A 22011-nucleotide genomic window follows, 5' to 3' on the forward strand; every position below is an offset into this window, starting at 1 on the left:
TCTGACAGCAGTCATGAGATCGTCGCGGGTGTCGAAACGCTGCTCCACCGCGTCGGCACGTCGCGCATGAGGAGGGCGTGGTCGAACTGCGCGGCGCCGTCGGGCAGTTCGTCGAAGAAGGTCGACGAGAGGGCGGTGACGTCGATCGGCTCGACCTTCCACGCGTCGGTGTCGAGTCGGAGCCCCTCGAGTGCACCCGAGCGGGTGGGCGACCAGCCCACGGCATCCTCCCGGAAGAAGGTCGAGGACTGCTCGAGGGTCTCGAAGAGGGTGCTGCGGAACGGGATGCCGGGACCCCGGCGCGCGGCGACGCGGACGCGCAGGTCGTCGGCCTCGACGCGAACCTCGAGGTCGTCGGCGGTGGAGCGGAAGTCGACGCTCGCGGGGGCGTGCGTTCCGGGGAAGACGCGTCCGCCGACCAGTCGTGCGAGAAGAGATGAACTGTGGCGACGGGGGATGTAGACGCCGGTCTGCGGGCCCTCGGCAGTGTCCCCCTCGACCGCGATGCGGTGAGCGGCGTTGCGGCTGCGATGCCCGATCGCCGGAGCGAACCACGCGGGGCGGAAGGCGGTGAGGTGGATCAGGCAGACGCCGGCGACGGCGCTCCCGTCGACGAGCTGGGGGCGGATGCCGTCGGGCAGGAGCGACCGGGCGACGTCGGGGTCGACGCGGTAGTTCACGAGCACTCGCTGTGCGATCGTCGCGGCCATCCGGGGGATAGGGGCCACGGGGCGCCTGCTCGCGGTCCATCGGCCCAGGGTGTCGGTCTGCGTGCTCATCGGATCTCCTTCGCTATTTAGCGAAGAAGCTACACGCAATTTAGCTCCAGTGCTATATTCAGATTCGTGACCGACGCGGCATCCGACATCTTCGCGGCTCTCGCGCACCCCACGCGCCGCCAGATCCTCCAAGACCTGAAGGACGGCGAGATGGCCGCGGGTGAGATCGCGGCGCGGTTCGATGCCAGTGGGCCCACGATCTCTCGGCACCTCGGCGTGCTGCGCCAAGCCGGTCTCGTCTCCGAGCGGCGTGACGCGAACCGCATCCTGTACTCGCTCGTGGGTGAGCGCTTGGCGCTGTCGGTGGGCGACTTCCTGTCGACGGTGTGCCCGGAGCAGATCGTGCTGCGCGAAGTACGCAAGAGGCGTCCCGCCCGAGGTGGAACGCTGCCGGCGGAGGCGTAGGAGCGCCGCGGGTCAGTGTGACGGGGAGTCCTCGGCCGCGCGTCGCCACGAGGCGATGTGCGGGGGAAGCTCGACCGTCAGCGTGACCCAGAAGAGATCGTCGTTCATTGCGCGGTATCCCGCATGGGACGCGATGTTGCGCATCGTCCGGAGGGCGGTGGCGACCTCGGCGGGGGTGTCGGTGACGAATGACGCGAACTCGTCGGTCTCGAAGAGCGCTGCGGCTCGGATGATCGCCATCGAGCCGGACGCGTACGACGGCGAGGTGCGCCGGAACGCGCTTCTTCCTTCGCTTGTCGCGTGGCCGAGAAAAGACTCGATCGCGTCGACGCTCTCGAGGAAGTTCGCCTGGGCATGCGGTGCAGGGGGCTGCTCCGCCCTCGGAGCGCGTCGAAAGCGCGCGGCCGGTTGCGACTCGGATTCCGTCACAGGGCGGCCCACGCCGTCGAGTCGAGGAAGGAAGGCCGGTGCTCGTCATCGACGATCACGTCGACGGCAAAGCCCGTGAGCTCTTCCACGGTGTGAGTGAAGGCCGCGATGTCGAAATAGCCGCGTCCTGCGTCGACGCGAGCGAGAAGGTCGATATCCGACGTGAAGTGATCGGCGCCGGTCGCCACCGAACCGAAGACGCGGATGTCGCGGAGTCCGTGCCGCCGCCCTGCCTCGACGATCGCTTCGGCGTTCTCTTCGACGGCCAGGCTGGGTCGGTAGTCGGCGGCCCGCAGCAGGCGCTCGAAGGCGTCGTCGCTGGGGTTTCTCGTCCCGTTCTCGATGGCCGCCACATTGGGCTGGCTCATCCCGGCCGCTCGCGCGAGATCTGCCTGAGACATCTTGCGGTCGAGGCGCGCAGCTCGCACGAGGTGCGACGCGCGGCTGCGGTCGAAGCTTCGGGTCACGGCTATACCTCCGTGATATACCCTAGCGATCCGTCGATCTGCCGAGGGGTGTCGACGCGACGGCGGGAGTCGAACCCGCCACGCCTTCGGTTATGAGCCGAGGCCCGGGACCGCCCGGATCGCCGCGATGTGCCCCCACGCTAACCCGGGGCGCGCGAGCGACGAAGGGGCGTTGCGCGAGGTGACGGGATGTGTCGCCGTGTGGCGGTGGGGCCTCGATCAGCGCCCGGACCGCCCGTCGATGATCGCCCTCGTGGAGTGCTCGAGGTGTGCGCGCACGACCCGCTCGGGATCGCGGAGCGCCGCTTCGACATACGCGCGGTGTTCCGCCGTCAGCGCCCCGGGAGCGTAGGCGGGCCGCACGTGCGTGAGAAGCAGGCGCATCTCGCCGTCGAGGCGGCGGTACTCCTCGGCGATGCGCGGAGACCCCGCCGCGGCGACCAACGCCAGGTGCACGCGGGCGTGCGCGTCGAGGGTTCCTGTCCAGTCGCCTTCGGACTCGGCGTCGGCGAGAGCGTCGAGGGCGTCGTCGACCTCGGAGAGGTGGATGCCGCGATCCCGCACGATCCGCAGCGCCTCGGTCTCGAGAGCGCAGCGCAACTGCTGAAGGGCGATCAGGGCGTCGTCGTCGAGCTGGGACACCCGGACGCCGCGGTAGGGCTCGGCCGTGGCGAGCCGCTCGGCCGTGAGGGTGGCGAGCGCCGTGCGGGCGGTGTGCCGCGAGATGCCGTGGGTCGCGCTGAGCTCCTCCTCGCGCAGGGGAGTGCCGGGGGCGAGTTCGCCCGACAGGATCGCGGCGCGCAGCGTGTCGGCGACGGCGTCCGCGGTGCGGGGTCCGGGCAGGGGCGCTCCCCGGCGGCGCGAGTGCGTCTCGCCTGTGCCCGCCGCGGCGCCGTCACTGGTGTCACGCGCGGGCCGTGGCATCCGGAACCTCCTCACGCCTGCGAGACGGAGCCGACACCACGGCGAGACCCACCGCGATGAGGGCCAGGCCGATGCCGCTCACGAGAGTGAGGTGCTCGCGCAAGACGAACAGGCCCAGAAGCGTGGCGGCGAGGGGCTCGGCGAGGGTCAGGGTCGATACCGTGACGGCGCTCAGGCGGGCGAGCCCCCATCCGAACAGCAGGTACGCGATCACCGTGGTCACGACCCCGAGCCAGAGGGCGAGGGCCAGGCCGTTCGGGGTGAGCAGCCACGACGTCCCGGCGAGGACGAGGACGGGAAGGCTCGCCACGGCGGCGATGCCGAACACCGCTCCCATGACCCGTGTGGAGTTCCACCCCCTCTCGATCAGTGCTTTGCCGCACACCGTATAGAGGGCGTACGACATTCCCGCGCCGGCCGAAGCGAGCAGGCCGCCGGGCGCGAGAGCGGTCGCGCCGCCCGTCACGCCCGACACGAGGACCACGCCGATCAGCGCGACGGCGGTCGCGAGCATCCAGCGCGGCGTGGGAGCGCGGCGCAGGCGGACGGCATCGACGATCCCGGTCGCGATGGGCGCCGAGCCGAGGGCGACCACCGTGCCGATGGCGACGCCGTTCTCGCGCGTGCCCAGGAAGAACAGCGGTTGGTACGCGAGGACGCCGAGGGCTCCGACGGCGATCAGTGCCGCGGTGGACGCGCGGGATCCGCTGCGCGCGCGGCCGGGCGAACGCTGGGCGAGAGCGAGAAGGCCCAGGATGCCGCCTCCCACCACGATCCGCGCCGCTCCGACCGCGAGGGGAGAGGCGTCGACGCCCGCGAGAGCCTGCGCCGTGCCGGTGGTCGAGAAGCACAGCGCCGCGGCGACGATCGCGAGGGCGGGAAGCATGGATGGATTGTTACACAATCCGGCTCTCGGCGTGGGTCAGCTGCGCAGCGACGTCACCATCGACCGCAGGGCGTGCAGGGCGGCCGTCTGCTCGGCATCCGTCATTCCGCTCAGCATGCGTTTCTCCACCGAGCGGACGGCCGCGCTCGCCGCATCGAGGGATCGCTGCCCCTTCGCGGTGAGCCGCGTGGGGAGGGCTTTTCCGACGGGGGCGGCGTCGGCGCGCTCGACGACGCCCTCGCGTTCGAGGTTCTGCAGAAGGACGTTCATCGACTGCCGGGTGACGAAGGCCCCTCGCGCGAGCTCGGAGTTCGACAGGCCCGGCCGCTGGGCGAGGAGCTCGAGGCAGGAGTAGTGCGTGATCGTCATTTCGAGGGGGCGCAGCACGTCCTCCATCGCCGCGCGCAGAGCGCTCGCCGCCTCTTTCAGGAGGTACCCCAGGGAGGTGTCCAGGTCGATCGCCTCTTGCGTCATGTCAGTATTCTGACATACAGTGGGTGTCAGATAACTGACACGCGAGGAGACTCTCATGCCCGTCACCGGACCCGACTTCATCTCACTGCAGGTGCGCGATCTCGCCGCCTCGCACGCCTTCTACGAGAAGTACCTCGGCCTGCGCCGTTCACCCGCCGGCCCGCCCCACGCGGTCGTCTTCGACACCGCGCCGATCGCCTTCGCGCTGCGCGACCTCGCCCCCGGCACCGACCTCACCGGGGTCGCCCAGCCCGGTGTCGGCGTCGCTCTGTGGCTCCACGGCACCGAGGTGCAGCAGATGCACGACGCACTTGTCGCCGACGGGCACCGCATCGTGATGGAGCCGATCGACGGCCCCTTCGGACGCACCTTCACCTTCGCCGACCCCGACGGGTACCACGTGACCTTGCACGACAAGGCCTGAGTCCCGTCGCGGGCGCGCGTGGTGTCGGCATCCTGGATCGCTGTTCGGAGAGGGATGCCGGCACCCCGGCGCTCGCGCGAACTCACCCGTGCCGCTGCTCACCGCTGACCGGTCGGGAGCCCTGAATCCGACGGGTAACGTAGGGACATGGCGACGACGGCGGGGCGAGGCATCCTGGCCCTCAGCGTCGCCGCGATCCTCCTGGCGATCGGCACGGTTCTCGCCGTGATGGTCGACCCGTTCGCGCGAGAGCAGATGACGGTCGACCCGGCGACGGAATGGATCGCCCGCGTGCTCCTGGCCCTCGGCGTGGTCTGGCTGCTGATCGGAGCGGTCGCCGCCCGCACCCGTCTGGTCCGCCGCCCCGGGGCCGCCGCCGCGCGCGCGTCGTGGATCGCGTCGACCCGACCCTGGCGGGCGCGCGAATCGAGCCTCGGCCTGCTGCCGCTCGACCGCTGGCTGATGATCCTCGTGCCGGGCGGACTGCTCGTGCTCACGCGCGTGGTGCAGACTCCGCGCGACGGGCTGTGGGGAATGGCCATCGCCGTGGCCGGCTGGCTCCTGTTCGCCGCCGCGGTGCGTCTGCTTCTCGGGCGACGCTCGCCGTGGCCGATCATCGCGGCCGTCGGCGGCGCGCTCGTGCTGCGCTGCGTGGTGGCGTTGCTGGCCGTATCGCTGTCGGGTCCCGAGGGGATCTGGGAGGCGCTCTGGGCGCAACCGTGGGTGCGCATCCTCTACCTCGCGATCGCCGTCGCCCTCGTCGCGTGGGTCTTCGTCGTGGCCGGCTGGTCGCTGTCGGCGCAGCTGGGTCGCCGCCGCGCGGCCGGCGTCGCGCTCGCCGGCATGGGCGTCGGGTACGCCCTGCCCGCGGTGACCATCGCCGTGGTGGGCGCGAGGGACGCGCTGCGCTCGTGGAACGAGCAGATCGGCATCCTGCCCTGGGATCTGGCCCGTTTCACCGGGGTGCGCGACGGGGTGTTCCCCGTCGAGCTCATGACCGTCACGGCCGTGATCGGGGGGATCGCGACGGTGGTCGGCATCCTGCTCGCCCTGCCCCGCCGGGTGTACGTGCGCTCCGCGCGCTGAGCCCTACCGGCCGAGCGTCTGGTCGAACGGTCCGCCGCGACCGATCTCGCGCACCTCTTTGCCGAGCGGCATGAGCGACACGGGAACGAGCTTGAAGTTCGCGATGCCGAGCGGGATGCCGATGATTGTGACGCACAGCAGCAGCCCGGTGAAGATGTGCCCCAGGGCGAGCCACCAGCCCGCCAGGATCACCCAGACCACGTTCCCGAGGAACGAGCCGACGCCGGCCGACCGCTTCGCGACGATCTCGCGGCCGAACGGCCACAGGGCGTACAGCCCGATGCGGAAGGACGCGATCCCCCACGGGATCGTGAGGATGAGGACGCACAGGACGATCCCCGCGGCGAGATAGCCGAGGAAGAGCCAGAAGCCCGAGAGCACGAGCCAGAGGACGTTGAGGATCAGCCGCATGGATCCATCATCGCGGTATTGGCTGAACGGCATCCGGGGTGTGACTCTTCGGCGCTAACCGGGGCCCGGGCCGCGCGCAACCGCCCCGCGCGGTGCGGGCGGCGTCGTTAGCGTGGGGTCACCGAGGGAAGGAACCCGCCATGTCCGACATCACCCGTGCCACGCCCGAGCGCCGCGTCCTCTCGAGCTTCAGCGACTACACCGGGGCGCAGGCCGCCGTCGACCGCCTGTCCGATGCCGGCTTCCCGGTCGAGCACACCGCGATCGTGGGAACGGGTGTGCGCATCGTCGAGCAGGTGACCGGACGCCTCACGCGCGGCCGCGCCGCGGGTCTCGGTGCCGCCTCGGGTGCGTGGTTCGGCCTCATGATCGGCGTCCTCATCGGTCTGCTGAGCGTCGGAGGGTTCCTCGGGTTCGTGCTCCTGGGCCTCGTGCTCGGAGCGGTGTGGGGCGCGGTCTTCGGCTTCGTCGGGCACTCGTTCACGGGAGGGCGCCGCGACTTCTCGTCGGTGCAGGGCTTCGAAGCCGAGCGCTGGGACGTGACGGTGGATGCCGAACACTTCTCGCGCGCCCAGTCGCTGCTGTCGTCGGGTGCGGCGGGCGAAGCGCGCAGCTGAGGCGTCCGCAGGGGCCGAAGAGCTGGGGTGCGGGGGCCGGTGGCCGGTCCCGGGGCGTCGTTCGTGGCCCCGGGGCGCGATCCGCGGCCCCGGGTCCACGGTTGCACGCCGAGGACCCGCGGGCGTGGCCTTCGACGGGGCCGATGTCGGAGGCCCCGCCTAGACTTGACCACGCCATGACCGACGCCTCCACGCCCCTCATCGTCGACGGTCCCGGACCGTCGGCATCCCGACCCGACGCCGACCTCCTCGAGGGGCTGAACGGTCCGCAGCGCGAGGCCGTGACCTATCGCGGCCAGGCGCTGCTCATCGTCGCGGGCGCCGGCTCCGGCAAGACGAGCGTGCTCACGCGTCGCATCGCGTCGCTGCTGCGCACGCGCGAGGCGTATCCCAGCCAGATCCTCGCGATCACCTTCACCAACAAGGCCGCCGGCGAGATGCGCGAGCGCGTGCACCAGCTGATCGGGCAGAAGGCCGACGGCATGTGGATCTCGACGTTCCACTCGGCGTGCGTGCGCATCCTGCGGCGAGAGGCCGAGCAGTTCGGTTTCACCAAGTCGTTCACGATCTACGACTCCGGCGATTCCCGCGCGCTCATCAAGCGCCTCGTCAAGGAGCACGAGGGCGACTCGTTCGGGCTCACCCCCGCCGGCACGCAGAGCCGCATCTCGAAGCTGAAGAACGAGCTGGCGGATGCCGAGTCCTACGCGCGGTCCGCGAACATGAGCGACCCCGCCGAGCGTGTGTTCGTCGAGATCTTCGGCTCGTACCAGCGCGAGCTGCAGCGGGCCAACGCGTTCGACTTCGACGACCTCATCGCGCAGACGGTCTACCTGTTCCGGGCGTTCCCGCAGGTCGCCGACCGCTATCGCAAGCGGTTCCGCCACATCCTCGTCGACGAGTACCAGGACACCAACCACGCGCAGTACGCGCTCATCCACGAGCTCACGCGGCCTCCGGGATCGGATGCCGAGCCGTTCTCGTCCGGCGGCATGATGATCTTCGACGCCGAGCCCGCGGGCGAAGACGCCGCTTCGCTGACCGTCGTCGGCGACTCCGACCAGTCGATCTACGCGTTCCGCGGTGCCGACATCCGCAACATCAGCGAGTTCGAGCGCGACTACCCGGGCGCCAAGGTCGTGCTGCTCGAGCAGAACTACCGTTCGACGCAGAACATCCTCTCGGCGGCGAACGCGGTCATCTCGAACAACTTCGACCGTAAAGACAAGAAGCTCTGGACCGACGTCGGCGCGGGCGACCCGATCATCGGGTTCACCGGGTACTCGCAGCACGACGAGGCGCAGTTCGTCGCCGACGAGATCGAGGCGCTGCACAAGAAGGGGCTGCCGTACTCCGGCGTCGCGGTGTTCTACCGCACCAACTCGCAGTCCCGTGCGCTCGAAGAGATCTTCATCCGTTCCGCGGTGCCCTACAAGATCATGGGCGGCACCAAGTTCTACGAGCGCGCCGAGATCAAAGACGCGCTCGCGTACCTCATCGCCGTCGCGAACCCCGCCGACTCCATGGCGCTGCGCCGCATCCTCAACCGCCCGCGCCGCGGCATCGGCGACGTCACTGAGACGGCCATTGCGCGATACGCCGCCGAGCACGGAATCACGTTCCGCGATGCCCTCGCCAACTCGGCTCAGATCGGCGTCGGCCCGAAGCTGCAGAAGGCCATCGATCAGCTCGACGCGGTGCTGACCGAGGCCACGGCGATCATGCTTCCGGCATCCGGAGAGCTCGCCCCCTCCACCTCGGTCACCGAAGGCCTCACGCTGCTGCTGAACAAGAGCGGATACTTCGACGCCCTGCGCGCCAGCAAAGACCCGCAAGACGAGGCTCGCCTCGAGAACCTCGACGAGCTCGTCGCCGTGACCCGCGAGTTCGCGCGCAACAACCCCGAGGGCACGATCATCGACTTCTTGACCGAGGTCACCCTCGTCGCCGACGCCGACGATCTCGACGACGCGTCGGGCTCGGTGTCGCTCATGACGCTGCACACGGCGAAGGGCCTCGAGTACGACGCGGTGTTCCTCACCGGCGTCGAAGAAGATCTGCTGCCGCACCGCATCTCGGCGAACGAGCCGGGCGGTCCGCAAGAGGAGCGGCGGCTGTTCTACGTCGGCATCACGCGCGCCCGCAAGCGCCTGCACCTCTCGCTCGCGATGACTCGAGCGCAGTTCGGCGAGGTCACGGTGGCCATGCCCAGCCGGTTCCTGCAGGAGATCCCCGCCGACCTCATCGACTGGCGGCAGTCGCCGGGCGACGTCAACGGCCGTGGCGGCTCGCAGTCGCGCGCGCTCAACGCCCGCGGCGGACGCCGCCCCGGCCAGCCCGGGGGCGGAAGCCGGTACGGAGACGAACTGGTGCCGCTGCCCAAGCGGGCGCCGGCCGATCCGAGCAAGTTCCCCAACCGCATCCCGGCCAAGGTCCGCGACAACGGCGACATGCAGCTGGCGTCGGGTGACCGCATCCGGCACGACGACTTCGGTGAGGGCCGAGTGGATGCCGTCACCGGCGAGGGCGCGAAGCGCGTCGCGCACGTGCGCTTCGACACCGTCGGCCCGAAGAAGCTGCTCGTCAAGATCGCGCCGATCACCAAGCTGTAGGCGGCGGGCGCTGGGCTGGGCGCCGGGCGCCGGGCGCTCGGCTGAGCCCCGGGCGCTGGCTGGGCGCCGGGCGCTGGGTTGGGCGGCGGGCGCCGGGGTCTCCCGCGTGCGAGCGGTTTTCCGAGCGCGTGAGGCGGTTCGGGGCGCTGGGCTGGGCGCCGGGCGCCGGGCGCTCGGCTGAGCCCCGGGCGCTGGCTGGGCGCCGGGCGCTGGGTTGGGCGGCGGGCGCTGGGCGCCGGGCGCTGGGTTGGGCGGCGGGCGCCGGGGTCTCCCGTGTGCGAGCGGTTTTCCGAGCGCGCGGGCGGTTCGGGGCGCGTTCCGTGCACCGGGGCGTGCGCGGTGCACCCCGTTGCACGTGCGGCGCCCCATAGCCGCGGTTCGCTCGTGTGGGGTGGTCGCGACGCAGGTGGGACAAGGCCGCGGGCGATGAGATTCTCGGTTTGGGGCGTGTCCTGTCGATTGGGGCGTGAAAATGCTGCCCCAAGCTACGGATCCCGCCCCAAAGGTGAATCGGAGCCCGCCGAGCCCGCGTCGTGGGCGCCCCGTCAGTTCCACGGGCCGCATCTGCCGACCCCACGATGCGCGCCCGGCGGACCGGGCGGGGGAGCGCCCCGGCTAGGCTGAAACAATGGCTCTCTTCTCGCGCCGCAAGAAGTCCGACTCCGACGACGCATCGGTCGACCGGCCCGACACCACGATCGAGCCGGGCGAACAGCCCGTCGATCCCGCAGGCCCGAGCGACGCCGCTCCGGCCCCGGAGGTTTCGGCCGAGGCCGCCCCCACCGTCGGCATCTCGATGTCGTCGTTCCGTGGTGTGGGTGCCGGCCCCGACACCCCCGAACCGTCGTCGACCCCGCCCGTCGCTGCTCGCCCTTCGGCGCGTCAGCCCGGCGCGATGGAAGCCCCCGAGGCGCCCGAGACGGTGCCGGGGCTGCGCGACAACGTGCTGCTCGGCAACGCTCTCGCTGAGATCGAGGGGCAGCCCGAGCCCGCTCAGCTGCTCAACATCGCGCGTCAGCTGCTGCAGGGGCACGTCTTCCTGCGGGTGAAGGGCGACGCCCGCGCGCTGCTGGCCGAGGGCAAAGACCTGCCGCTCGCGGTGGCCAACAACGGCGACGAGCAGCTCGTGCTCGCCTACAGCGGTGGACTGGCGCTGCGCGCCAGCGTCGACGCCGATGGCGACCGCGACACCTCGGCGATGGGGCAGCCGGTCATGGCCCTGCTGCGTCACGTGCTCGCCGGTCCCTACGCGGGCATCATCCTCGACCCCGCGTCGGGCGCGAATCGCGCGGTGCTCCCCAAGGCGCTGCTCGAGCGCATGGTCGCCGAAGTCGACCCCGAACTCCGCATCAAGACGGCCCTGTGCGAGACCCGCGACGACTCGACGGCATCCACCATCGTCGACGCGATCGTCGCCGAGGCTCCGCTGTGGATCGGCGTGAACCGCTCCGAAGAGGGCGGCCCGATCGGCGTCGCCGAGTCGCGCTCGGCGACAGGCGAGCGTTTCCTCGAGGTGTTCACGCACCCGCTCGAACTGCTCGCCCTCGGTCGCGGTGACCAGCCTCTGCCCATCAAGCGCGACCAGCTCGCGAAGGCGCTGGCCGGGGACACCGGGCTCACCGGCATCCTGATCGACCCGGCGGGACCGTGGATGCGCATCGACCGCGACGAGCTCGCACCCGTGATCGCCCTCGCGCAAGAGGGCGCCGAACCCACCGCCTAAGACACGAACGACGGCGGGCCGCTCCCTCTCGGGGCGGCCCGCCGTCGTCCGTGTCAGACCCCGTACAACTCGCCGACCGGCACCGCGACGGGCAGGACGTTGCCGGCCGGGGCCAGCGGGCACGCCCACATCGGGTCGTAGGCGCACGACGGGTTGTACGCGAAGTTGAAGTCGATGACGAGGGTGTCAGGGGCGGTGCCGCGGCCGAGGTCGGCGCCCTTGATGGTGTCGAGCAGGTAGCGCCCGCCGCCGTACGTGCCGCCGGGGCGTCCGGCCGCGGCATCCCGCACCGGGACGAACAACCCTCCGCCGTACGAGGTGAGCCGCCACACATCGAGCGAGCCGGTGTCGGGGAGCTCGACGCGACCGATGCGTTCGAACCCGACCTCGCCGTCGGTGCCGGTCGTGGCGACGAACGACGCCTCGTCGGCGTCGAGCAGCGGGACCTCGAACCGCCACGCGGCGTCGTACGGCGCCAGCGGCAGCCCGACGAAGCCCTCGCGCTGTTCCGGAAGCAGGGGAGTGGCCGGGTGATCGGCGAACAGCGCGTCGCGCTCGATCCGCCAGAGCTCGTGAGCGTCTTCGGGATCGTCGGCTTCGCGCACGGCGTCGTACAGCGCGAACACGCGGCGGCGCCAGTCGGCGATGTCGAGGGCGGAGCGGGCGGCGGCGGAAGTCATGTATCGAGCGTAAGACCGGGGCGGATGCCGCGGCTCGGGCTGGACACGCCCGCCGCGGGGCGTCGGTGCTGTGCGTACGTGGCCCCGGGGCCACTTCTCGCGCCCCGGGGCCACTTCTCGCGCCCCGGGGCCACGAAACGTGCCCCGGAACGGCCGCGGCGCCCCACGGCAGGGGTGCCCCACGGCAGGGGTTCCCCACGGCAGTGACACCCCGCAGAAGCGGAGCCCCGCCCGAATGCCCGCAACGGGGCAGACACGGCCCCGGCCCGCGCACTAGCGTCGGGTCATGGCATCCCCCCGCATCACGCTGACCGTTCCGGGACCCGAGGGCGAGCGCGAGGTGGGCATCTCGAACCCCGACCGCGTGCTGTGGCCCGAGGTCGGGATCACCAAGCGCGAGCTCGCCGAGTACCTCATCGCCGTCGCCGACCCCTTCATCGCCGCGAACGGGCACCGGCCGGTGTCGCTCGAGCGCTTTCCCGAGGGTGTCGGCGGCGAGGCCTTCTTCTCGAAGAACCCGCCGAAGGGTGCGCCCGCTTTCGTCGAGGCCGTGACCGTGACGTACAACAGCGGGCGCCGGCATCCGCAGCTCTTCCTCGGCGAGATCGCGTCGGCGGTGTGGGCGGCGCAGATGAACACCATCGTGTTCCACCCGTGGGCCTCACTCGCGACCGATCCCGACCACCCGATCGAGCTGCGTATCGATCTCGACCCGCAGCCGGGAACGGGCATCGCCGAGGCCGTCACCGCCGCTCACGAGCTGCGCGCTGTGCTGCGCGAGGCGGGGCTCGAGCCCTGGATCAAGACCAGTGGCAACCGCGGCCTGCACGTGTTCTGCCCGATCGAGCCGACGCACGAGTTCCTCGACGTGCGGCACGCGGTCATCGCCGCGGCACGCGAGCTGGAGCGACGGATGCCGGATGCCGTGACCACCAACTGGTGGAAGGAAGAGCGCGGCGAGCGGATCTTCGTCGACTTCAACCAGGCGAACCGCGACCGCACCATGGCCGGGGCGTATTCACCGCGGGCGCTTTCGACCGCGACGGTGTCGACGCCGGTGGCCTGGGACGAGCTCGACGACCTCGACCCGCTCGCGTTCACCGTGCGCTCGATCCCCGAGCGACTGGCATCCGTCGGTGATCCCTGGAAGGGGTTCGCTGACAAGCCCGGACGCATCGACACCCTGCTGGAGTGGTGGCAGCGTGACCTCGACAACGGTCTGGGGGAGCTGCCGTTCCCGCCCGAGTTCCCGAAGATGCCGGGGGAGCCCCCGCGCGTGCAGCCGTCTCGGGCGAAGAACCCGGAGGCCTAGGGCGTCAACGCATCGCCCGCGGCGCTGCGGTAGTACAGCACCGCGCGGCCGTAGCGCGCTCGGTTCAGGAGCCCGGCGCGCTCCATCACGCGCAGGTGCTGATTGATCGCGGAGGTCGAGACGCCCAGTTGCAGGGCGAGATCGGTGGAGGATGCCGGCTCGCCCAGGGCCGCGAGCAAGGTGGCGCGCGTCCGCCCGAGCAGGTCGGACACGGCGTCCGGCGCGGGCTGCCCGCTCGTCGACCACATCGCCCCCTGGCCGCGGGCCGGGTACATCACCGTCGGCGGCAGGTCGTCGTCGATGGGCGTCGAGACGCGGACCGTGAAGATCGAGGGGACGAGAGTGAGCCCGTCGCCGCGCACCGGGCGACGGCGGATCTCGGGGTTCCACAGCCGCACGTCGAGGTGGCGGCCGTCGTAGCGGGCGGCATCCGAGAGTCCGTTGAGGACGGTGCCCATCCCGGCCTGGGCGGCGATGCGGCCGCGGTAGGCGATGTCGGCGCGCAGCACGGTGCTCATGCGCGCCCAGTGCGGGGCGAAGCACAGGTCCCACGTGGTGGCGAGGGCGCGTTGCAGGCGGGCGATGACCAGGTCGTGTCGGCCCCGGAACACCGTGGGCACCTCTCCGTGCACGCGCTCGAGGTCGGTCGTGAAGTGGGCGCGGGTGATCCGTCCGAGCGCGGTCAGCTCGTCATCGAGAGAGGTCAGCGGAGAAGCCGGCCGAGGGTTCACGAAGTCGGCGGTCCACTTGCGGTCGTTGACGAGCGCGAGCAGCACCTCGAGATCGAGCAGGGGACGCACCGACGCGATCCGCTCGAGCCACGGGCGCTGCAGCGGAAAGCCGTCGGGCTGTGAGAGCGCGCGCAGACTGAGCCCGAGTTCGGACAACGGCGAGATGCCGAAGCGGATCGCCGAGATGTCGGCGGCGTCCAACTCGTATCGGATCATGAAGCCCCACGCTACATCGATTGAACGACTCGGCCGTGCCTGGATCAATGGAGACGTGACCAGCACGATCCCCACCGTCCCCCTGAGAACCCTCGTGCAGACGGACAAGACGCTCCGACGTCTGCTGACAGTCACCCTGGTCGACACCCTCGGTCGCGGCGCGTTCTTCACCCTCACCACGCTTTACCTCACGCTCATCGTCGGCCTCGAGCCGGTCACGGTCGGAATTGGCCTCACGATCGCCGGCGCGGTCGGTGTCGTGAGCTCGCTCGTCTTCGGGCACCTGTCCGATCGCTTCAGCGCGCGGACGATGCTCGTCGTGCTGCACGTCGTGCAGGGGAGCGCCCTCATCGGCTACCTCTTCGTGCGCGATCTGCCCACGCTCGTTGTCGTCGCGTCGCTCGTGTTGCTCGCCCAGCAGGGCGGCGGAAGCGTGCGCTCCGCCGTGGTCGGCCGCGCGTTCCGCGGCGAGGATCGCGTGCGGATCCGCGCCACGATGCGGACCGTGACCAACATCGGCATCGGTGTGGGTACGGCGGTCGCGGCCATTCCCCTCGCCCTCGGGACACCTTTCGCCTTCCACCTGACGATGACTCTCGCCGGGTCGCTCTTCCTGGCCTCCGCGGTGCTCGTCGCCGGCCTGGACCCGGCGCGCGTCGACGTCGTGGTCACGGCACCTGACTCGACGGCCCCCGCCGCGGCGGGCCGGAGTCCCTACCGCGACCCGCGTTTCCTGTGGCTGACCGCTCTGATGGGGGTCTTCGGCATCCAGTTCGGGGTCTTCGAAATCGGTGTGCCGTTGTGGGTCGTGTCGCACACGATCGCCGCCGACGTGGTGGTGAGCCCGCTCCTGTTGGTCAACACGATCGTCGTCGTGCTGCTGCAGGTGCGGATGAGCCGCGGCACCGGAACCTTCGCCGGCGCGGGACGCGCGATGACGCGAGCCGGATGGCTCATGGTCGCGGCCTGCGCGCTGTGGGCGGGCGCCGGATGGGTCGGGGGAGAAGGCTGGGGGCCCGCAACGCTGGTGATCGTGGTGCTTCTGGCGGCTGCCGTCGTGCACTCGCTCGCCGAGATCATGTCGAGCGCCGCGGGCTGGAGCCTGAGCTTCGACCTCGCCCCGCAGGAGCGTATGGGCAGCTACCAGGGCGTCTACGGCACGGGGTACGCGGTGGGGGCGATGATCGCGCCCGCCGTCGTGACGCTGACGGCGATCGACCTCGGGACGGGCGGGTGGGCGATCCTCGCCGCCATGTTCGCCGGGGCTGCGGCGGGCGTCGTGGTGATCGCCCGCCGGGCGGCACGGGAGGCGGATGCCGCGGGGTAGCGCCCGCGGTCGCCGTCACCAGAACAGGACACTGCCGTGAGAGCAGGACGGTTGCGCCGGTTTCGGCCTGTTCCGGTGGCATCCCCTGTTCTCGTGACGCGCGCGGCGCGCGGCAGCGACAGGCGGGGGCACGGCGGATGCCATACCCCGACCGCACCGCCAGCTCGACGAGCAGCCGGTCTCAGTCGAGCACGTCGCCCAGGTCGTACGAGGTGACGGTCTCGAGCTGGGCGAAGGTGCAGGAGCGCGCGTCCCGGTCGGGGCGCCAGCGGTCGAACTGCACGGTGTGGCGGAAGCGCATGCCCTCGAGCTGGTCGTAGCGCACCTCGAGCACGAGCTCGGGGCGCAGCCGCACGAACGACACGTCCTTCGACGCCGAGAAGCGCGAGCGGTCGGTCTCGCCGACCACCGCCTCGCCGTCGGCGTCGCGCTCGACCAGAGGCGCGAGTTCGTCGATCAGTTCTTTGCGCCGCTTGTCGGTCCACGCCGAGACGCCGCCGACGCCGTGCAGACGGCCTTCGTCGTCGTAGAGGCCGACGAGTAGTGAACCCACGCCCTCCCCGGACTTGTGGATGCGGTACCCGAGGGCGACCACGTCGGCGGTGCGGGCGTGCTTGATCTTAAACATCGTGCGCTTGTTCGGCGCGTAGGGCTGGGCGAGGGGCTTGGCGATCACGCCGTCGAGGCCGGCGCCCTCGAACTCCGCGAGCCAGCGGCGGGCGAGGTCGGGGTCGTCGGTCGTGCGCGTGACGTGCACGGGATGCGGCACGGCACCCAACAGGTCTTCGAGCTGCGCCCGCCGCTCCGAGAACGGCTCGTCCTGCAGGTCGCGGTCGCCGCGGGCGAGCAGGTCGAACGCGATGAACATGGCGGGGGTCTCTTCGGCGAGCATGTTCACTCGCGAGGCCGCGGGGTGGATACGCTGCGACAGGGCCTCCCAGTCGAGGCGCTGCTCGCCCTCGGCGCCACGAGCCACGACGACCTCGCCGTCGATCAGGCACGGCTCAGGCAGCAGCTCGGCGAACGCCGCGACGAGCTCGGGGAAGTACCGGGTGAGCGGCTTGGCGCCGCGGCTGCCGATCTCGACATCGGTGCCGTCCCACGAGATGAGGGCGCGAAAGCCGTCCCACTTGGGCTCGTAGCTGAAGCCGCCCTCGATCTTCGCGTGCTCGGGCACCTCGGGAACGGACTTCGCCAGCATCGGCGCCGGGATGTCGTACGGCACGGGCGTCAGCTCTCGTTACCCGACAGGGGGACGGGATCTTTACGCTTCTTGCGGCGCGCCCACTCGGCCGGCTTGTCGGGGCCGTTCCAGACGGTGATGATGCCCCACACCACGGCGGTCAGCGGCACGGCCAGCAGTGTGCCGAGGATGCCGCCGATCGCGGTACCACCGGCCAACACGACGAGCACGACGAACGAGTGCAGCTTCATCGAGCGACCCATGAGCACCGGCTGGAGGAAGTTGCCCTCGAGCTGGTTCACGAGCACGACGATTCCGACGACGATGAGGGCCACGATCGGACCGTTGGTGACCAGCGCGACGAGCGCGGCCAGGATGCCGGCGGTGACCGCACCCACGATCGGGATGAACGCGAGCAGGAAGACGAGCACGGCCAGCGGCAGCGCGAGCGGCACCTGCAGGATCGCGAGGCCGATGCCGATGCCGATCGCATCGACGGCGGCGACGGACGCCGTGCCGCGCACGTACGAGCCGAGGACGGTAACCGTCTTGTCGCCGATGCGACGGGCCCGCTCGTAGTCGCTGCCGTGGAACGGACGCAGGACGAACTCCCACATGCGGGGGCCGTCTTTGAGGAAGAAGAAGAGGATGACGACCATCAGCACGAAGCCCGTCACGAACGAGGCGATCGCACTCACGCCGGCGAGTGCACCGGTGCCGAAGGACGAGCTCGTGACGAAGCCCTGAATGCCCTGGATCGCCTGGTTGACCTGGTCTTGAGAGATCGCGAAGGGCAGCGTGTGGTACCAGTCCTGGGCCTGCTCGAAGCCCTGAACAGCCTGCGAGCTGAGGTAGTCCCACTGGTTGATGACGGCGTTGGCGACCAGCCAACCGAGCGCGGCGAGCACGACGACAACGGCGAGCAGAGTGAGCAGCGTCGCGATGACCGAGGGCACGCCCTTGCGGCGCATCCACATCGTGACCGGGCCGAAGGCGGAGGCGAAGATGAGCGCGAGTACCAGCGGGATGATGACGAGCGTCACCTGCTGGATGCCCCAGATGATCCCCGCGACGAGCACCACGACGACGATGATCTGCACGGCCCGCACCGCGAGCCGGCCGAACCCGTCGGCCCAGAGGCTCTTCGGCGGAGTCTGGACGGCCTGCGCGACGGAGTTGACGGCGTCGCGCGGCGCGGGGTGACGAGAGAACAGGCCCATGCTCACAAGGTAGCGGGGGCCTCCGACATGGGTGCGGAGGTTGCGCGCCATCCCGGGGGCGGATAGGGCGACGGATGCCGGGATCCCCGGCGTTCCGCGGGCCGCAGGCCCGCGCGGTCCCGCTCAGTCCGGCCACGGCATCCGGGACCGAACGCGCGCGACGTCATTGAGTGGAGTCGGCCGCCGGTCACCCGGCATCCGGGATCAGACGAACGCGCTCATGCCCGTGATGTCGCGGCCGAGCAGCAGCGCCTGGACGCTCTCGGTGCCCTCGTAGGTGTGGATCGCCTCGATGTCGGCCATGTGCTGCATCACGCCGTTCTCGAGCAGGATGCCGTTACCGCCCAGAAGGTCGCGGGCGATCGCGGCGACCCGGCGCGCGGCGCGGGTGTTGTGGTACTTCGCCAGCGACGCCTGAGTGGGACGCAGGCCGCCCGACGACTCGAGGTCGGCGAGACGACGGCAGTACAGCTGCATCGCGGTGAGCTCGTCGAGCATCTGTGCGAGGCGTTCCTGCACCATCTGGAACTTCGCGAGGGGCTTTCCGAACTGCATGCGCTCGGTGGCATACGTCCGCGCGATCTCGTAGCAGGCGGTCGCGTGGCCGAGCGCCGACCAGGCCACACCCGAACGCGTCGCGAAGAGTACAACCGACGCATCCTTGAAGGTGTGGCTGCCGGGCAGCACGGCATCCGCGCGAAGACGCACGCCGTCCATCGCGATGTGAGCCTGGTGGATGCCGCGCAGCGACACCTTTCCGGTGATGACGGTGCCCGTGTAGCCGGGGGTGTCCTGCTCGACGAGGAAGCACCGCACGTTGCCGTGGTCGTCGCCTCCTTCGTTCTCGACGCGGGCCCACACGAAGGTGATGCCGCCCGAGGCGCCGTTGCCGATCCACTTCTTCGTGCCGCTGAGCGACCAGCCGTCGTCAGTGCGCGTCGCGGTGGTCTCGAGCGAGACGGAGTCGGAGCCGTGGTCGGGCTCGGTCAGCGCGAAGGCGCCCAGCACGGTTCCGTCGGCGAGGGGCTTCAGCCAGCGCTGCTGCTGCTCGGCCGAGCCGTAGAACGCGAGCGTCCGCAGCGCGAGTCCGCCCTGCACGGCGAGGGCGGTGGCGAGGGAGCCGTCGTGGCGCGAGATCTCCATGTTGACCAGGCCCGCGGCCAGGGGTGAGGTGTACGGCAGCTCGTCGTGCTCGATGCCATCGGTGAACAGCTCGAGCTCGCCCATGCGCTTCACGAGGTCGATCGGGTAGCTCGCGGCATCCCATTCGCCCTGCATGCGCGTGCCGACCTCGTCGGCGAAGGCCTTGGCGGTGTCCCACACGGCGCGGTCGGCGTCGGGGATGTCGGCGAACACCGCGTAGTAGTCGGTGTCGCGGCGACCGAGCAGGTCGTAGCGGGCGACGCGCTCACCGGGGAGCGTGCGGGCATCGGCGTCGATGGTCATGGGTCCCAGTATCGCGCATGTTGGTACTCGGTGTCACGCCATTCTGGTGGCTCATCACGCGATGAGTGTCCAGAACGCGCGGACGATTTTCGGAGGCGCCCGAGTGTCTTGGACACTCAACGGTCAGGCCGGGCGGTCGAGCGAGCGGCCGCACCCCCGCGCTCAGCCCCGAGCGCCGCGCCCCGAGCTCAGTCCCCGAGCGCCCCGCGCAGCCGCCGCGTGACCTCCGCCGCGGGCATACGCCGCGGGAACGCGGCGACGATCAGGTCGTCTCCGGCCGCTTCGTCCCCGTCGGGGTGCACACCGTAGCGGCGCAGCACGTCGTCGAGGGCGCGACGAAGAGTGGATGCCGGCACCCGCGCACCCCGCATCAGCCGCCGCAGCACGTGGTTGTGCACCGCCGTGACCGAGGCCGCGAAGCCGACGGCATCCAGCGGGTCGAGACCGGGGAGCGCCTCGCGCAGGTATTCGTCGAAGAGACGTTCGTAGCGGAACACCGTGACGATCTCGCGGTCGCGCAGGCCCGGGATCTGCCGCACGATCGCGTAGCGGCGCCGGGCGACCTCGGGGTCGGCGGCGAAGTGCCGGAACACCCGCACCGACGCCTCGCATACGGCCGCCCACGGGTCGTCGTGCGGCTGCGCGAGGTACGCGCGCGTCTCGGTGAGCAGCACCTCGTGGTCGGCGAAGACGACGTCTTCTTTCCCGCCGAACTGCCGGAAGAACGTCGACCGCGACACTCCCGCCGCCTGCGCGATCTGCTCGACCGAGGTCTGGTCGTAGCCGTGCTCGACGAACAGGTCGATCGCGGCGGACACGACGGCCGTCCGGCTCGAGGGGGCGGCGCTGTCGGTCACGCCCCGAGCCTATCCGCGGCCCGCCTTCGCGCGCGTGAGAGGTCGAGAAGTGTCGCCGAGAGCATTCCCAGGCGACCGTTTTCGACCCCTCACGCGGGAGTAGACGATCCGGGCGATGGAGGCAACCGGATGCCGAGACCCCCGCGCCCGCGATGGGATGAACGCATGACCTCCTCCCTGTGGCACCGCGACCAGACGTCCGTCGACGGGACGCCGTTCGAACCCGACGCGCGGCACGACGTGGTCGTCGTCGGGGCGGGGATCACCGGTCTCTCGACCGCGGTGATGCTCGCCGAAGCGGGAGTCGACGTCGCCCTGGTCGACACCGGCGAGGTAGGTCAGGGGGCGACCGGGGCGTCGGTGGGGATGGCATCCCTTCTGCAGGGGACGACCCTCGCGGCGCTCCGCGCGCATCACCCCGCCGGGCTCGTGAAGGCCTACGTAGACGCGAATCGCGCGGGGCAGGAGTGGCTCGCCGAGCGCGCCGGTGCCGCCGCCGACCGGCGCACCGCCTTCACGTTCGGTCGGGGCATCGCCACCGATTCGGCGATCGACGCGGTGCGCGACGCCGCGCGCGAGGCGGGGCTTTCCGTCCGCGAAGACGCCCCCTCCGACCTCGGCGGTCGCACGCCCGTGCGAGCCCTCGCCCTCGACGACCAGCTCGCCCTCGACCCCGCGGCGCTCTCGCGCACGCTCGCCGAAGCAGCCCTCGCGGCCGGGGCGACGCTGCACACTTGCGTGCGCGTGACCGACGTCCACGCCCTCCCCACCGGTCGCGTCGACACCGACCACGGCACGATCTTGGGCGACACCGTCGTGCTCGCCACCGGCACGCCCATCGCACGCCGCGGCCTCTACGATCTCAAGACGCGCGCGCTGCGTTCGTGGGCGATCGCGTTCGAGATGGAGGGGGATGCCGAGGCCCCCGGCGGCATGTGGAGCGAGGTCGGCGCCGACGGCCGCAGCGTCGTCGCGGCACCGTCCTCGTTCGGACGCGGTGTTCTGCTGGTGACCGGGGCACGGCATCCGGTCGGCTCCGCCCCCTCGGAAGTCGCTCTCGCCGAAGGCCTCGCCGCCTGGGCCCGTCGCACGCTGCCGGTCGGCGCCGAGCTCGCCCGCTGGTCGGGCCAGGACTACCAATCGCACAACCTCGTGCCCTTCGTCGGAGGGATGCCGAGGGGCCTCGGACGCCTCCGCTTCGCCACCGGATACGCAGGGTGGGGGCTGACCAACGGCCCCGCCGCCGCGATGCGGTTGACCGACGAGATCCGCGGGGTCTCGCGCAGAGACCGCCCGCAGTGGATGCGCACGATCGGCACCCGCATGACCGTTCCCGCCGACCTCGGCCGGGGGATCGGCGAGGCGGGACGGCGCGTCGGCGTGGCCGCGGGGGCGTTCGCTGCGGCGGCTCCGGCGCCGGTGAAGCGGCCAGCCGAGGGCGCCGGTCTGGTGTCGCGGCAGGGGCTCCGGACCGCGGCGGTCTCGACGATCGAGGGACAGACGCGCGCGGTGGTCGCCCCGGCCCCGCTCACCTGGAACGACGCGGAACGCTCCTGGGACAGCCCCGTCGACGGCTCGCGCTACGCGCCGGACGGCACGCGGCTCGAGGGTGCGGCATCCGCCGATCTGGGTGTGCGCGGGCGCTGAGGAAGTGGCGGTCGCGACGCGGCGCTGAGACTGCATCTCGCTGACACATTCGCTGCAGGATGTCATGTCTCAGGACTTTGGTGACAGTTCTGCCTCAGGACATCGGTGACACTTTCGGGGTGTGTGATGGTGACACTTCGGCGGCTCTGATGAGG

At 71.0% G+C, this 22011-nt stretch carries 22 protein-coding genes and 1 tRNA gene; 9 read left to right on the forward strand and 14 right to left on the reverse strand.

Annotation, left to right across the window (positions count from 1 at the left end; translation table 11 throughout):
• Positions 1-11: 11 nt before the first annotated feature.
• Positions 12-779, reverse strand: a complete 768-nt coding sequence (locus BLS25_RS14005; RefSeq protein ID WP_218128183.1) for a DUF2071 domain-containing protein — start codon at positions 777-779, stop codon at positions 12-14.
• Between the two features lie 66 nt (positions 780-845).
• On the opposite strand from BLS25_RS14005, the gene BLS25_RS14010 reads away from it, so the two are divergent.
• The gene (locus BLS25_RS14010) at positions 846-1184 is read left to right on the forward strand and encodes a metalloregulator ArsR/SmtB family transcription factor (RefSeq protein WP_074696531.1); all 339 of its coding nucleotides are present in this window, start codon (positions 846-848) and stop codon (positions 1182-1184) included.
• A gap of 12 nt (positions 1185-1196) precedes the next feature.
• Here BLS25_RS14010 and BLS25_RS14015 read toward each other — a convergent pair whose 3' ends face one another.
• The 6 genes from BLS25_RS14015 to BLS25_RS14035 all read right to left on the reverse strand — a co-directional run bounded on the left by BLS25_RS14015 (position 1197) and on the right by BLS25_RS14035 (position 4364).
• Positions 1197-1424, reverse strand: a complete 228-nt coding sequence (locus tag BLS25_RS14015; protein ID WP_056226541.1) for a hypothetical protein — start codon at positions 1422-1424, stop codon at positions 1197-1199.
• Positions 1425-1609: 185 nt separating this feature from the next.
• Positions 1610-2080 (reverse strand): helix-turn-helix domain-containing protein, encoded by a 471-nt coding sequence (locus BLS25_RS14020; protein ID WP_056226543.1) that lies wholly within the window; start codon positions 2078-2080, stop codon positions 1610-1612.
• A 54-nt stretch (positions 2081-2134) separates the two neighbouring features.
• Positions 2135-2207: transfer RNA gene (locus tag BLS25_RS16985), tRNA-Met, on the reverse strand.
• A 92-nt stretch (positions 2208-2299) separates the two neighbouring features.
• Positions 2300-3004, reverse strand: a complete 705-nt coding sequence (locus BLS25_RS14025; protein WP_081349860.1) for a GntR family transcriptional regulator — start codon at positions 3002-3004, stop codon at positions 2300-2302.
• The gene (locus BLS25_RS14030) at positions 2985-3890 is read right to left on the reverse strand and encodes a DMT family transporter (protein WP_074696533.1); all 906 of its coding nucleotides are present in this window, start codon (positions 3888-3890) and stop codon (positions 2985-2987) included. The genes BLS25_RS14025 and BLS25_RS14030 overlap by 20 nt, the downstream gene beginning before the upstream one ends.
• A gap of 36 nt (positions 3891-3926) precedes the next feature.
• On the reverse strand, positions 3927-4364 hold the full coding sequence (locus BLS25_RS14035; protein WP_074696535.1) for a MarR family winged helix-turn-helix transcriptional regulator: 438 nt from the start codon (positions 4362-4364) through the stop codon (positions 3927-3929).
• 55 nt (positions 4365-4419) lie between these two features.
• On the opposite strand from BLS25_RS14035, the gene BLS25_RS14040 reads away from it, so the two are divergent.
• Together BLS25_RS14040 and BLS25_RS14045 are read left to right on the forward strand one after the other, a co-directional pair.
• Positions 4420-4788, forward strand: a complete 369-nt coding sequence (locus tag BLS25_RS14040; RefSeq protein WP_056226549.1) for a VOC family protein — start codon at positions 4420-4422, stop codon at positions 4786-4788.
• Between the two features lie 147 nt (positions 4789-4935).
• Positions 4936-5874 (forward strand): hypothetical protein, encoded by a 939-nt coding sequence (locus BLS25_RS14045; RefSeq protein WP_074696537.1) that lies wholly within the window; start codon positions 4936-4938, stop codon positions 5872-5874.
• Positions 5875-5877: 3 nt separating this feature from the next.
• Here the strand turns inward: BLS25_RS14045 and BLS25_RS14050 are convergent, their stop codons facing one another.
• A complete protein-coding gene (locus BLS25_RS14050) occupies positions 5878-6285 on the reverse strand; it encodes a YccF domain-containing protein (RefSeq protein ID WP_056226553.1) in 408 nt (135 codons plus the stop codon).
• Positions 6286-6425: 140 nt separating this feature from the next.
• On the opposite strand from BLS25_RS14050, the gene BLS25_RS14055 reads away from it, so the two are divergent.
• The 3 genes from BLS25_RS14055 (at position 6426) to BLS25_RS14065 (ending at position 11237) form a co-directional block, all read left to right on the forward strand.
• Positions 6426-6902 (forward strand): YflT domain-containing protein, encoded by a 477-nt coding sequence (locus tag BLS25_RS14055; RefSeq protein ID WP_074696539.1) that lies wholly within the window; start codon positions 6426-6428, stop codon positions 6900-6902.
• 176 nt (positions 6903-7078) lie between these two features.
• Complete coding sequence (locus BLS25_RS14060; RefSeq protein ID WP_074696541.1) at positions 7079-9514, forward strand: ATP-dependent helicase; 2436 nt, start codon at positions 7079-7081, stop codon at positions 9512-9514.
• A 628-nt stretch (positions 9515-10142) separates the two neighbouring features.
• A complete protein-coding gene (locus tag BLS25_RS14065; protein WP_074696543.1) occupies positions 10143-11237 on the forward strand; it encodes an SseB family protein in 1095 nt (364 codons plus the stop codon).
• Between the two features lie 53 nt (positions 11238-11290).
• On the opposite strand, the gene BLS25_RS14070 is transcribed toward BLS25_RS14065, so the two are convergent.
• Positions 11291-11917 (reverse strand): DUF1684 domain-containing protein, encoded by a 627-nt coding sequence (locus BLS25_RS14070; protein WP_056226561.1) that lies wholly within the window; start codon positions 11915-11917, stop codon positions 11291-11293.
• A 286-nt stretch (positions 11918-12203) separates the two neighbouring features.
• On the opposite strand from BLS25_RS14070, the gene ligD reads away from it, so the two are divergent.
• The gene (ligD, locus tag BLS25_RS14075) at positions 12204-13229 is read left to right on the forward strand and encodes a non-homologous end-joining DNA ligase (RefSeq protein ID WP_074696545.1); all 1026 of its coding nucleotides are present in this window, start codon (positions 12204-12206) and stop codon (positions 13227-13229) included.
• On the opposite strand, the gene BLS25_RS14080 is transcribed toward ligD, so the two are convergent.
• Positions 13226-14176, reverse strand: a complete 951-nt coding sequence (locus BLS25_RS14080; protein ID WP_074696547.1) for an ArsR/SmtB family transcription factor — start codon at positions 14174-14176, stop codon at positions 13226-13228. The two genes, ligD and BLS25_RS14080, sit on opposite strands and share 4 nt — an antisense overlap.
• Before the next feature lie 55 nt (positions 14177-14231).
• Between BLS25_RS14080 and BLS25_RS14085 the strand changes: the two genes are divergently transcribed.
• Complete coding sequence (locus tag BLS25_RS14085) at positions 14232-15503, forward strand: MFS transporter (RefSeq protein ID WP_176786382.1); 1272 nt, start codon at positions 14232-14234, stop codon at positions 15501-15503.
• A 181-nt stretch (positions 15504-15684) separates the two neighbouring features.
• On the opposite strand, the gene BLS25_RS14090 is transcribed toward BLS25_RS14085, so the two are convergent.
• The 4 genes from BLS25_RS14090 to BLS25_RS14105 form a co-directional block, all read right to left on the reverse strand.
• Positions 15685-16728 (reverse strand): ATP-dependent DNA ligase, encoded by a 1044-nt coding sequence (locus tag BLS25_RS14090; protein ID WP_176786383.1) that lies wholly within the window; start codon positions 16726-16728, stop codon positions 15685-15687.
• 5 nt (positions 16729-16733) lie between these two features.
• The gene (locus tag BLS25_RS14095) at positions 16734-17906 is read right to left on the reverse strand and encodes an AI-2E family transporter (protein ID WP_056226570.1); all 1173 of its coding nucleotides are present in this window, start codon (positions 17904-17906) and stop codon (positions 16734-16736) included.
• A 204-nt stretch (positions 17907-18110) separates the two neighbouring features.
• Positions 18111-19352 (reverse strand): acyl-CoA dehydrogenase family protein, encoded by a 1242-nt coding sequence (locus BLS25_RS14100; protein WP_074696548.1) that lies wholly within the window; start codon positions 19350-19352, stop codon positions 18111-18113.
• Positions 19353-19540: 188 nt separating this feature from the next.
• Complete coding sequence (locus tag BLS25_RS14105; protein ID WP_074696550.1) at positions 19541-20209, reverse strand: TetR/AcrR family transcriptional regulator; 669 nt, start codon at positions 20207-20209, stop codon at positions 19541-19543.
• Positions 20210-20374: 165 nt separating this feature from the next.
• Between BLS25_RS14105 and BLS25_RS14110 the strand changes: the two genes are divergently transcribed.
• On the forward strand, positions 20375-21856 hold the full coding sequence (locus BLS25_RS14110; RefSeq protein ID WP_074696552.1) for an FAD-dependent oxidoreductase: 1482 nt from the start codon (positions 20375-20377) through the stop codon (positions 21854-21856).
• Positions 21857-22011 lie beyond the last annotated feature (155 nt).

Source organism: Microbacterium testaceum StLB037 (assembly GCF_900104345.1).
GTDB lineage: Bacteria > Actinomycetota > Actinomycetes > Actinomycetales > Microbacteriaceae > Microbacterium > Microbacterium testaceum_A.